Here is an 11,376-nt window from a genome sequence, read left to right as displayed (position 1 = left end):
TGCACGCTAACTTACTCTCCATTTTTGGAAACAATACCTAATTTACCAGGGTTTGAGCCTTAACTGAACCGTATTGGGGTAAATTGCACAGAGCACTACCTGAGCTACTTTTTTACTCTCCAGATCGCAGCTTTGCGTAAGAACAATTAGATCTAGTTCATTAACTTCTATTTGTACGTCTTGAATTTCACTATTTTTTCCAAACTTTGTTGGATCAAATACTGGTATTGGTACGAGACACCCAGGCAGGTAATCACCTTGCCTGAGTGTTGATTCATTTACCTGCTGCCAGAAAGGTTCTACGATCATGCTTCATCGAAAATATACGGCAGAGGTTTTTTACGCCCTTTGAACTGAGCGCGCATAATTACTCGTTCCGAACGCTTTGGCGGTACTGGCTGCAAGTCTATTTTGCCAATGCTTTCTAGAGTTGGTAAGTATTGTTTTACAACTGTTAAATTCTGCAATAATTCATCAGTTAGTGCTGCGATTTTTCGTCCTTCAGGACTTTGTAATTGAGGTGTGGCTTTTGGCTCTACCACCAGCAATTTTGAGGATGGTGAAACGCCATTTGGACGTAGGGGGGTAATTGTAGCCATCAGTTAATCAACTCCCTTGTGCGTTCTGTAATACAAGCTTCAAAAGCTATGTTTTTTTGTTCGTGCATTTGTTCTAAAATGTGCCAAAGCTCTATTTCATTAGAAGGAATATCTCCTTCCATAAATAGATCTAAATCCAATATTATAGAAACAAAATCAGGTGTGGGAGGTGGAACTATTGTTTGATTGAGAACCAGCATTGTTCCCAAGTTTTCTTGCGGAATTTGTAGCTGCATAAAGTAGCCACTTAATCCTTGTGGCAAGTCAGCGGAAACTTCCGGAAATGTCCTCAAATACTCTTTGAGATCGCCAATCGGTAAAGGAATATCTAGCCTGTTAATATACCTGAGTGCTAAACGAACAATTGCTTCTGGATGTGTCAGTGAGTGATAGATATTCCACAGTCGTTTTGCTTCATCCCGAAAATTTTCCCAACAGTCGTAAGGGGCAAGCCGACTGAATGCGAAAGCATCTAAACGCAGTTGAAGAATTTGTTTTTGGTCGTTGCGGGAGGCTCTATAGCCAATAGGAGATTGGCTGGCTGTTGCCCCAACACTAGCACCTGCCATCATTTGTCCCTGAAAAAGTAACACTCCTTCACACTGAGGATACTCAGCCTGAATGCTGGAGTACACCTGCGCCAAATTGTCAAGTTTAACTTCTGGTGGAAGTTTAACTTGTATATCAATCAAGGCTTCGGTGATTGGGGCGTGCGAGTAGTGTTTTGATGCTTGCATAATAACTATTGTAAGCTGCCTTGTCAAAAATAGCAAGACAGGTTATATCATTTGAGATTTGAAATTTTAGATGACTTATTAATCAAGGTTGGAAGTTAAAAGATTTCATCCTAATTTCATTTTTGGGTGTCAACGTAAATTGAATGGCTATTTAACGTCGATCGCCCAACGGTGGCTGGTAGTCATCACCTCTATAAAATCAGAAAATGTTCAGCACTATTCTTAGATGGGTAATTAACCGCCGCTGGCTAGTCGTTATCGCCACCATTATTGTTAGTCTGTGGACATTTTCTATCATCCCCCAAATGTCGCTTGATGTATTCCCTCCTTTTGCACCCCCGCAAGTCGAAATTCAGACGGAAGCACCGGGGCTCGCGCCGGAAGAAATCGAGTCTTTGGTAACACTGCCGATCGAAAGTGCAATTAATGGAACTCCTGGGGTGACAGCAGTGCGATCGTCTTCGGCTGTGGGTCTTTCTGCGGTTAAGGTAATCTTTGATTGGGGAACTGAAATTTATCAAGCGCGGCAGTTGATAACAGAACGGTTGCAGCTAGCGCAAAGCAAACTCCCCGCCGGAGTAGAAACACCGCAAATTTCTCCTACAACTTCTCCTGTGGGCACTGTTATTACCTATGCTTTTACATCAGAAACTACTCCTTTGATGGAAGTGCGCCGTCTGGTTGACTGGCAAGTCACAAATCGCCTTTTGGCAGTGACTGGGGTTGCTCAAGTGGTGGCTTACGGAGGCGAAGAAAGGCAGTATCAAGTATTAGTAGAACCTGCTAAGTTGAAAGCATTTAATGTGTCGTTGCAGCAAGTAGCTGAAGCGGCTGCTGCTGCGAATGTTAACGCGCCGGGGGGGTATTTAATTACGCCGGATCGAGAAACTTTAATCCGGGGGGTGGGGCGGATTGAGTCTGTGGAAGATTTGCAGCAATCGGCGATCGCCTCTCGGCAAGGAACGCCCGTCAGAATTGGTGATGTAGCTGATGTCAAGATTGGTGCTGCAATCAAGCGGGGCGACGGCAGTTTTAACGGCAAAAAAGCTGTAATTGTGATGGTAAACAGACAGCCCGTTGCTGATACTCCGACGGTAACTAAAGCGGTTGAGGCAGCAATGGCTGAGGTGCAGCAAGCTCTGCCAAAAGATATTAAAGTTACTGTGACTTTTCGACAGGAAGAATATATTAATTCGTCGGTGGAGAATGTGCGATCGGCTTTAGTTGAAGGCAGTATTATCGTCACCCTTATTCTCATCCCGTTTTTGATGAATTGGCGCACTCTGGCGGTTGTTTTGCTGGATTTCTTTCTGACTTGGCTGTTGGCGCTGCTGGCGATGTATTGGCTGGGGCTGGGATTAAATACGATGACTTTGGGGGGTTTGTCGGTGGCGATCGGCACTGCGATCGACGATGCGATCGTCTATGCCGAAAATACCTACCGCAACTTGAGAGAAAATAGGTCTTCGCTTCATCCGCGCCCGGTGATGGATGTGATTTTTGATGGCAGTCAGGAGGTGCGCGATTCGTTAATTGGAGCGACTGTTATTGGCATTGTGGTGTTTTCGCCAATTTTTACTTTGCCCGGTGTAGAAGGTCGAATTTTTACGCCGATGGGGATTACTTACTTGGTAGTTGTTGTGATTTCTAGCCTGGAGTCGCTGTTAATATCTCCGGCCCTTTGCGCTATTTTGTTGCCTACCAAACGTATGAGTGCTGCGGAACCTTGGCTGCCGAGATTTTGCAAGCGCCTCTATCATTTTTTTATACAATTGTCAATGCGATTTTCGGGGATTATTTTAGCTTTAGCTGCTGCTAGCATGGTGGCTGCATTAATTATTTTGCCTTCCTTTGGACGGGTGTTTTTACCGGAGTTTCAGGAGCAAACTTTGGTGAATACTATTATGCTTTATCCTGGCGTGTCTTTGGAAACAACAGATAGCGCGGCTTTTGCTATTGAAGATGCACTTAAGGATGATGGCAGGTTTGAATACGTGCAAGTGCGATCGGGCAGAGCTCCGGGAGATGCTGATGCTGCGGGAGTCAATTTAGCTCACATTGATATCGGTTTAAGCGAGGAGGGCATGAAAAACAGACCGAAAACTTTGGAATCGCTGCGCCAGGAGTTTGCTAAATTGCCGGGAGTTGCACCAAATATCGGCGGTTTTATTTCTCACCGGATGGATGAGGTTTTATCTGGTGTCAGAAGTCAGATTGCTGTCAAAATCTTTGGCCCGGATTTGGATCAACTTCGCAGCATCGGTGCCAAAGTAGAAGAGCAAATGAAAACAGTTGAAGGCATTGTGGATTTGCAACTCGAACCGCAGGTGCCAGTGCAACAAATTCAAATTAAGTTTAACCGTCAAGCTGCGGGTAGATACGGTTTGAAAATTGGAGAGCTTTCTGAAATAATTGAGACAGCTTTAAACGGCAAAGTAGTTTCTCAAGTTTTGGAGGTGCAGCAAACTTTTGATTTAGTTGTGTGGTTGCAGCCTGAAGCCAGAAATAACTTAGAAACTATTCAGAATTTGTTGGTTGATACTCCCAGCGGCAACAAGATTCCCCTCGCCCAAGTTGCTACAGTAAAATACGGTACTGGCCCAAATACGATTAACCGCGAGAATGTTTCTCGCTTGATTGTGGCGGCTGCTAATGCTAAAGGTAGGGATTTGCGATCGGTTGTGAATGAAATTCAAGCTAAAGTAAAACGAGAGGTAGAGTTGCCTTTTGGGTATTTTATCCAGTACGGCGGTCAATTTGAAGCAGAACAAAGAGCTTCGCAAAATATTATGATATTTAGCGCTATCGCCTTTTTGGTAATTACAGTATTGATGTACTTGTCGGTCAAGTCTATCGCTTCAACTGCTATGATTATGATTAATTTGCCGATCGGATTAGTGGGAGGAGTAATTGCGGTAGCTTTGACGGGCGGCATCATCTCTGTAGCTTCTTTAGTTGGCTTTGTGACTTTATTTGGCGTTGCCACTCGCAACGGCTTGTTATTAGTAGACAACTACAACACTAAATTTGCCGAGGGAATGCCTTTTAAGGAAGCAATTATTAAAGGCTCGATGGAACGGCTCAACGCCATCCTGATGACCGCTTTAACATCAGCTTTGGGTTTAGCACCTTTAGTCTTTGAAGGCGGGGCGGGCAAGGAAATTTTGCAACCTCTGTCAGTAGTAGTTTTAGGAGGATTATTTACTTCTACAGCCCTAACTCTGTTAGTTTTGCCAGCTTTGTATGCTCAATTTGGGAAATTTTTACTACCTCAAAAACCTCAGCCAGTTATTGAAGAGGGGAAGAGAGTTAATGTGTGATATTTTCTAATAAGTGTCCGTCAGCAAGGAGTCAAACCAATGAAATCGCTCAAATCAAATTTAATTGTTCTAGGTAGTGTCGGATTGCTGTTTTTGGGAGCTTGCAGTAAAGGCGACCAAGCAAGCGATCCAAATAGCACTCCAGCCTCCCCTCCTGTCGCCTCTCAACCTGCGTCTTCTACTCCCGCCACTGCTCCTGCAACAGCAACTAAAGGGGGGCAAGTTGTAAAGTCTGGAGCTTACTATTTAGAGTTTGTAACTGAAAAAGAAGCTACCGGAACTCATTTAGATGTTTTTTTGCAAAAAGGGGAGAAAAAGGAACCAGTTCCTAACGCCAAAGTGACGGCTCAAGTGCAGTTGCCGAATGGAAAGCAGCAAACCCTAGCTCTCAAGTATGATGCTGAGGGCAAACATTACGCTGTGGTGTTTCCCGGCAAAGATGCAGGAAGTTATCCCGTGAAAGTTACTGCGGATATTAACGGAGAAAAAGTTGACGGTCGTTTTACCTTCAATCAATAGATAGCTGATTTCCTAATGCGCTCTAACTTATGGGCGCATTAGTTATTAGCAACAAACAACTGCCTCCTGCATTTCCACTAAAAAGCCGATCGTATTTCGATCGCACTTAATTTCCTATTTACTTGCCTGGGTTTTTTTGAATGGGAAAAACACTCGACCTGCCAAACTTTGGAAGTAGATGCCGCCCACGGTAATTAAAAAGACGAAATAAGCGATCGCCTGCACGACATATAGCTTATCCGTGTAGCCAAACAGCGCACTCAACAACAAACCTGGAAACTTGTCTTCGGGAAGCAGTTGCGAGGTATTCCAGACCATCGGCCCGAGAATGCAAGAGTGGATTTTAGTAAATCTTTCGTAATAGAAACACATTGCTGCTGATTCGCGATTTGTTTGCGATAAAATATTTATCGCGCTGTCAAAAAGTCCCAAAGTAGAGACCACTAAACCCGCTACAATGAAGAGCAATAAAATGCCCATATATTTGAAAAACAGGCGGATATTAATTTTGACTCCCCATTTAAACAGCAGGACACCAAATCCGGTGGCTGAGAGAATGCCGCCCAAAGCGCCGAGGGCTGGAATAATGCCTTGTTGAAACTTGGCGACGACAAACAAAACAGTTTCAAACCCTTCGCGCAAAACAGCAATAAAAACTAAACTAAATACGCCCCAACCGGCATGAGAGTTTTGCGTTAAAGCTGCACTTACAGCGCCTTCAACTTCGGCTTTCATAAATCGCGCTTGCTTGGTCATCCAAATCAGCATCCAGCTCAGCATTGCGATCGCTATCAGCCCAAAGATTGCTTCTAGCAGCAATTCCATAATCGGTGCAAAAGGCTGATTGGATGCGGACAAAATTTGCATCGTCCAGACCAACAGTACACCTATCAAAGCGCTGGCAATAAGTCCAACCCCAACACCCCCAAAAACCCAAGGGCTTAAATAGTTTTGTCCCGACTTTTTGAGGCAAGCGAGAACGATTCCGACAACTAAGGCGGCTTCGACTCCTTCGCGGAGAGTAATTACAAATGTGGGCAATGCTTCGCTAAAATTCATCTTTTTAGTTGAGGTAATATCTGGAGGTAATTGGTAATTTGTTTTACCAATTACCGTTGGCGGTTTGAGTTAACTTTTTTAAGATGCGGGTTTGACAACTTTTTGGCTGTCGCTTTCGATCGCTTTAACTAGCTGGTTGACTTGTTCGGTCGTTTTTACTGGGGCCGCAGGCGCGATCGCACTGGGCCAACTTGTCTTAAGTTCAGTCATGTTGGCAACAATTGCTTTATCGATTTGCGGGCTAGTTTTAGCCACTTGCTCGGCGATATCTTTGTACAGGCTTTCCGCGTACATGACAAAACCCCGCGAATCTTGGTATTCAATTATTGCGGAAATTTTGCCGTTAGCAACTGCAGCTCCGTATTCGGAATTAGCTGTATCCAACAAGCCGTTAATCACTTGCAGCACGAATTTCGGATCTTTTCGCTGCGTTTCGGGAAGGGCGGCAATTGCTCCATCAACTGCTTGCATTGATGTGGTAAATTCCGCTTTGACTTGAGCCGGATCTTTTGCACCCGCTTTAACTAAATCCTGCAATTTAATTAAAGTAGCCTTAAATTCAGGAATTTTACGCTCGTTTAGCTGATCTTCCACATCGGCATAAATTTCTTCTACTGGATGCCCGATGTGCGGTTCTGCCTGGTCTGGTTTGCCTTGATCCAAGAGTTCTTGGGCTACGAAAAGATGCCCTTTCATCAAGCCAAGTTTAGTCATGTAGTCTACATCTTTGGGTTCGCCTGTCAGCACCACATTTTCAATAGTTACCAAGTCTTTGATTTGGTCGAATTGCGCTTGAGTAATGACATTTTTTGAAACCAATTCTTCGACTTTTCCGTAAGGGCGGCTGGCTTGAATTTTGTTAGAAAGTGCCGGCACTCCTAACTTGGCTTCAAGTTTATCTAACTCTGAAAGAATGGCAGTATTGATGTTGATGCCGCCTTTTTTGCCGCCGTGATGCCCGCTGTGACCGCTTGTGGATGCGGGACTGGCTGTGGCAGCGGGTGAGGGTGTACTGTCGGTGTTGCTGGCTGTGGGGGAAGCGCAACCAGCTAGAGCAACGAGGATGGCTGTAGCAGTGACTCTAGGTAATAAACGAAATGTGGATAACATGGCAGTTGCTAATTTTTACGTTATGTGCCTTTGGTTTCGCAAGTTATTAAGAATAATTCTCAATTATTTGCGAGCTATTCATTCTACCTATTTGCGATCGAGCTTGTCAAATAATTTCATACTTTATTTGAATCGGCGCACCGTGGTAGCAGGATTTGGTTTAAGTGATGACATCAAATACCCCCATGCAGCCTGCTTCGGCGATCGCATCTTGATGGGGATGAAACATAAATTTTCCAGCGTAGCCGTAGGTAAATTCTAAAATATGCCGTTCAGCTACTCCCATTGTGATTACATCGGTTCTTTCACTGGGAGTTAAAGTCATTCCCGTGCGATATACGTCAAAAAAGTTGGCGTGCAGGTGGAAGGTTACTGCCGCTTCGTACTCAATCAGGTTGAGAACGTACAGCCGGATTAGCTGATTTCTGTAAATAGGGATCGGGTTATTCATGTAATAATTGGGCAACCCGTTAAAAGCGTAAAGTTCGTTTTTTTCGTCGTCGTTTACGTCGTATCCTCCCATGATTAATAAGATTTCATCGGCGGGAGGGCGGGGTTTTGGCGGATCGATGATGAACATTCCATATAGTCCCTTACCTACATGGCGAGTTACGGGTTCAATATGGCAGTGATATAGATGCAATCCGTAAGGATTGGCATCGAATTCATAAATAAATACCGAACCGTTTTTCACTGGTTTAACGCCATCCATTTCGCTGGTATGAACGCCGTGAAAGTGCAGCGAATGAGAATGTCCGGCTTTGTTATAAAAAATGACGCGGATTCGATCGCCCTCAGTTGCCCTCAATGTCGGCCCCGGCACGCGATTGTTGACGTTCCAGGTGTTGAAAGCGACGGCGCTGTTAAGTTGGACGATCGAAGTATTAGCTTCCAGGCGAAATTCGCGTACCGTGCGCCCGTTTTCGCGCGTCACCGTGCCGTAATCAAAATCCCGCGCAATTTGCATCGGGTTAATATTGCTGACGGTGAGTGCATCTGCGGGGATGGGCGGTATTCTCGCGGCTGATGTCGGTTTGCGAGTCAAGTTTTGAAGTGCGATCGCGCCGCCCGCTACCCCAGCCCCAGCTATTCCTAGCTGTAGCAGTTGGCGGCGACTCCAGCGCCCAGCCTTTTTAATGGCGGGACGATCGGATAAATCTGTCATAACTTATTGAAAATTTTTCTCAAAAATTTACTCGTGGTAGATTATAAGACATTACCAGCTTGTTGTCAATAATTGTCAACTGTTCTCTTTTTCTGCGAATTCAGAATATTTCATGCTGATTTCATCTCAGTATGTGAGCTTAAAGATTGGGGTAGATGCTGCCGATCGCTAACAATGTATAAGGATTTACCGCTATAAATTAGAGTTATGAGAGTTTTGTTAGTTGAAGATGAGCCAGATTTAGGGAAAGCGATCGATCGCACTTTAAAGCAGGAAAAATATATAGTTGATTGGGCCCTAGATGGCAGTGAAGCTTGGGAATATTTAGACAGTCAGTGGACGCAATATAACCTAGCTATTTTTGACTGGTTGCTACCAGGATTGTCAGGATTGGAACTGCTGCGGAGATTGCGTGCTAAAAATAGCGCACTGCCCGTTTTGATGCTAACAGCCAAAGACCGAATGGAAGATAAAGTTGCGGGACTAGATGCCGGGGCTGACGATTATTTAGTTAAACCGTTTGGAATGGCGGAACTGTTAGCAAGATTGCGGGCTTTGCAAAGGCGATCGCCCCAAATTCAACCGCAACAGCTACAGGTAGGAAATCTGGTTTTGGACTGCGGAAATCGAACTGTGTGCCATCTCGATCGAAGTGGCAACAGCCAGATAATTGCTCTAACAAACAAAGAGTTTCAACTGCTAGAATACTTTATGAAACATCCCAACCAAATTATCACCACTGACCAAATTCGGAATCAGCTATGGGAGGCGAGTGCAGATACCTTTAGCAATGTGGTAGCAGCTCAAGTGCGCTTGCTGCGACGCAAACTTGAGTCGGTTGGCGGCGCGAATTTAATTGAAACCGTTCACGGCGTCGGATACCGCATGAGAAATTAAAGTAGGGCGGGTTCTCCGCTCGCCTCCACAATAAAATTTAATTTTTGTGGGACAGGCATCTTGCCTGTTCTTAACAATTAGAGGACTAAGGCCAACTGGCACAAAGGTATGTAGTTGCGCTTCAGCGCTCTTTCCTAAGCTAAGAACGCTTAGCCGGGTCAAAATGAGTAACGAGCCTACTAAGTTTCAGCGTTTTAATTCTGAGTCCAAGCTCCCCCAAGCAATCTTCCTTGATTGAAGTCTCAAAAATCGGAACGTGAAATAGGGGTTTTTGGCTTTTTGTATGGTTCAGATTTAAGACGCCGGACAGAGCTAGCTAAGAGCGCTGAAGCGCAACTACATACCTAAAATTTCGCCCTTATTTGTAACAGTTGGTCTTCGTTATAAATTATATAAAATCTAAGTTTAAATGAATCAAAATAAACTATTTAACCGAACTCGCTGGCAATTAGCCATTTCCTATGCGGCTGTAATGGGTTTGATTTTAAGCTTGTTGGGATTTGGCGTATATAAGGCGATCGCCCACGCTCACTGGGTAGCCATAGACCGGGAATTAGAATCGGTAGCGGGGACGCTACACGACAGCCTAGAACTCAAATTGCAGCAGCCCGGACGCTTGGAGCCAATAGTAAACGAACTTTTGCCCAACCTCCGGCTAATTGGAGTTAAAGGCATTAAAGAACAGTTGCCAAGCCGCCATATTTTAAGCGCTATCAACCAAGGCTATTACTATATTCGTTTATTTGATTATTCGGGGAAATTAATTGCTACAGCAGGCGCTTATCCCGAAGAATTACCCCTCCAATTTAACTCCGAATACTGGCAAACAATAACTGACACTAAAGGCAATGTTTACCACCAAATTTCTGTAGCGCTACACACCCAAACACAGCAAGATTGGGGATATTTTCAAGTTGGCAGGAGCCTGCAAGACTTCAATGATTATCTCAGTACAGTGAAATGGGTTTTGAAATTAGGATTGCCTACAGCATTGATTTTGATAGGCTTTGCTAGTTGGTTGTTGGCAGGATTGGCCATGAAACCGATTTACTCTTCCTACCGACAAATTCAACAGTTTACAGCGGATGCAGCCCACGAATTGCGAACGCCTTTAGCGGCTTCCCAGGCGACAGTAGAATCGGCCCTGTTGACGCCTCAATTAGATGAAAAAGAAGCGCGGGAAATTTTGCGGACGATCGATCGCCAAAACCGACGGTTGACTCAGTTAGTTGCTGATTTGCTGCTGCTGGCTCGCATGGATAATCAGGCGATACGCGATCGCCCTCAATTGTGTTGTTTGAATGACTTGGTGAGCGATTTAGTCGAGGAATTGGCAGCAATGGCGATCGCTTCTAAGGTAGCCCTAACATCGTCCGTGCGGGTGCAACAGCAATTAAATGTTGTCGGCAATTCCGACCAACTTTATCGCTTAGTTGCTAATTTAATTGTTAATGCCATTCAATACACTCCGGCGGGCGGGAAAGTAACAGTTATTTTAGATTGCAATCACATCGAGGCGATCGTTCAGGTTCAAGATACCGGTATTGGGATCGCGGCGGCAGATTTAGAGCGAATATTTGATCGATTCTACCGAGTCAACAGCGATCGCTCGCGCAATACCGGCGGTTCGGGACTGGGATTGGCGATCGCCCAAACCATCGCCCGCGCACACCGCGGCAGCCTCAGCGCCCGCAGCGAATTGGGTTCCGGCAGCACCTTTCTCCTGCAGTTGCCTTTGTGAGCTACTATGTGAGGGCAACTGACATCTTGCACCATGTTCGCTTAACAGGCTTTTGGGCCTGTTCCACAAAAATTGAAATATCTTGTGGGGAGTAGGGGTTGGACAGGAGAACCCGCCCGTGAAAGGCTAATTGAGAATTGTGCAAGATGTGGGGAAAACCGAATCATCTTTTTGTGGTAATCCCTTTTGCAGAAGAGAGCACGATCGCCGAAAATCATTAAATAGCTAT

General features: G+C 45.0%; 10 protein-coding genes. 4 read left to right on the top strand and 6 right to left on the bottom strand.

The genetic code is table 11. The annotated features are described in order from the left end of the window. Positions 1–42: 42 nt before the first annotated feature. From QUA57_RS02395 to QUA57_RS02385, 3 genes are read right to left on the bottom strand one after another with little or no spacing between them, the layout of a single operon-like run. A complete protein-coding gene (locus tag QUA57_RS02395; protein ID WP_333059255.1) occupies positions 43–309 on the bottom strand; it encodes a hypothetical protein in 267 nt (88 codons plus the stop codon). After that, complete coding sequence (locus tag QUA57_RS02390; protein WP_333059254.1) at positions 306–599, bottom strand: hypothetical protein; 294 nt, start codon at positions 597–599, stop codon at positions 306–308. The genes QUA57_RS02395 and QUA57_RS02390 overlap by 4 nt, the downstream gene beginning before the upstream one ends. Further along, entirely contained in the window at positions 599–1,336 is a 738-nt protein-coding gene (locus QUA57_RS02385; RefSeq protein ID WP_333059253.1) for a TIGR04255 family protein, read from the bottom strand. The genes QUA57_RS02390 and QUA57_RS02385 overlap by 1 nt, the downstream gene beginning before the upstream one ends. A 206-nt stretch (positions 1,337–1,542) precedes the next feature. Between QUA57_RS02385 and QUA57_RS02380 the strand changes: the two genes are divergently transcribed. Next, positions 1,543–4,656 carry an efflux RND transporter permease subunit gene (locus QUA57_RS02380; RefSeq protein WP_333059251.1) on the top strand — a complete coding sequence of 1,038 codons (3,114 nt, stop codon included), beginning with the start codon at positions 1,543–1,545 and terminating at the stop codon, positions 4,654–4,656. Positions 4,657–4,695: 39 nt separating this feature from the next. Further along, entirely contained in the window at positions 4,696–5,175 is a 480-nt protein-coding gene (locus QUA57_RS02375; protein ID WP_333059249.1) for a hypothetical protein, read from the top strand. Between the two features lie 114 nt (positions 5,176–5,289). Here QUA57_RS02375 and QUA57_RS02370 read toward each other — a convergent pair whose 3' ends face one another. The 3 genes from QUA57_RS02370 to QUA57_RS02360 form a co-directional block, all read right to left on the bottom strand. Beyond that, complete coding sequence (locus tag QUA57_RS02370) at positions 5,290–6,234, bottom strand: FTR1 family protein (protein WP_333059248.1); 945 nt, start codon at positions 6,232–6,234, stop codon at positions 5,290–5,292. 78 nt (positions 6,235–6,312) lie between these two features. After that, entirely contained in the window at positions 6,313–7,344 is a 1,032-nt protein-coding gene (locus QUA57_RS02365) for a helix-hairpin-helix domain-containing protein (protein WP_333059247.1), read from the bottom strand. A 160-nt stretch (positions 7,345–7,504) separates the two neighbouring features. Further along, positions 7,505–8,509, bottom strand: coding sequence for a multicopper oxidase domain-containing protein (locus QUA57_RS02360; RefSeq protein ID WP_333059245.1), 1,005 nt, complete (start codon positions 8,507–8,509; stop codon positions 7,505–7,507). Positions 8,510–8,716: 207 nt separating this feature from the next. Here QUA57_RS02360 and rppA point away from each other — a divergent pair, with 207 nt between their 5' ends. After that, entirely contained in the window at positions 8,717–9,406 is a 690-nt protein-coding gene (gene rppA / locus QUA57_RS02355; RefSeq protein WP_333059243.1) for a two-component system response regulator RppA, read from the top strand. Between the two features lie 409 nt (positions 9,407–9,815). After that, positions 9,816–11,147 (top strand): two-component system sensor histidine kinase RppB, encoded by a 1,332-nt coding sequence (rppB, locus tag QUA57_RS02350; RefSeq protein ID WP_333059242.1) that lies wholly within the window; start codon positions 9,816–9,818, stop codon positions 11,145–11,147. The last annotated feature ends 229 nt before the right edge of the window (positions 11,148–11,376 follow it).

The sequence above is a fragment of the Microcoleus sp. Pol7_B2 genome (assembly GCF_036701035.1).
Lineage (GTDB): Bacteria > Cyanobacteriota > Cyanobacteriia > Cyanobacteriales > Microcoleaceae > Microcoleus.
Note: the sequence above shows the minus strand (reverse complement) of the source record. Positions and strands in the feature narration are given on the sequence as shown.

Coding starts and splice junctions, on each gene's coding strand:
- QUA57_RS02395 (WP_333059255.1), bottom strand. CDS start 309: ATGATCGTAGAACCTTTCTGGCAGCAGGTAAATGAATCAACACTCAGG.
- QUA57_RS02390 (WP_333059254.1), bottom strand. CDS start 599: ATGGCTACAATTACCCCCCTACGTCCAAATGGCGTTTCACCATCCTCA.
- QUA57_RS02385 (WP_333059253.1), bottom strand. CDS start 1,336: ATGCAAGCATCAAAACACTACTCGCACGCCCCAATCACCGAAGCCTTG.
- QUA57_RS02380 (WP_333059251.1), top strand. CDS start 1,543: ATGTTCAGCACTATTCTTAGATGGGTAATTAACCGCCGCTGGCTAGTC.
- QUA57_RS02375 (WP_333059249.1), top strand. CDS start 4,696: ATGAAATCGCTCAAATCAAATTTAATTGTTCTAGGTAGTGTCGGATTG.
- QUA57_RS02370 (WP_333059248.1), bottom strand. CDS start 6,234: ATGAATTTTAGCGAAGCATTGCCCACATTTGTAATTACTCTCCGCGAA.
- QUA57_RS02365 (WP_333059247.1), bottom strand. CDS start 7,344: ATGTTATCCACATTTCGTTTATTACCTAGAGTCACTGCTACAGCCATC.
- QUA57_RS02360 (WP_333059245.1), bottom strand. CDS start 8,509: ATGACAGATTTATCCGATCGTCCCGCCATTAAAAAGGCTGGGCGCTGG.
- rppA (WP_333059243.1), top strand. CDS start 8,717: ATGAGAGTTTTGTTAGTTGAAGATGAGCCAGATTTAGGGAAAGCGATC.
- rppB (WP_333059242.1), top strand. CDS start 9,816: ATGAATCAAAATAAACTATTTAACCGAACTCGCTGGCAATTAGCCATT.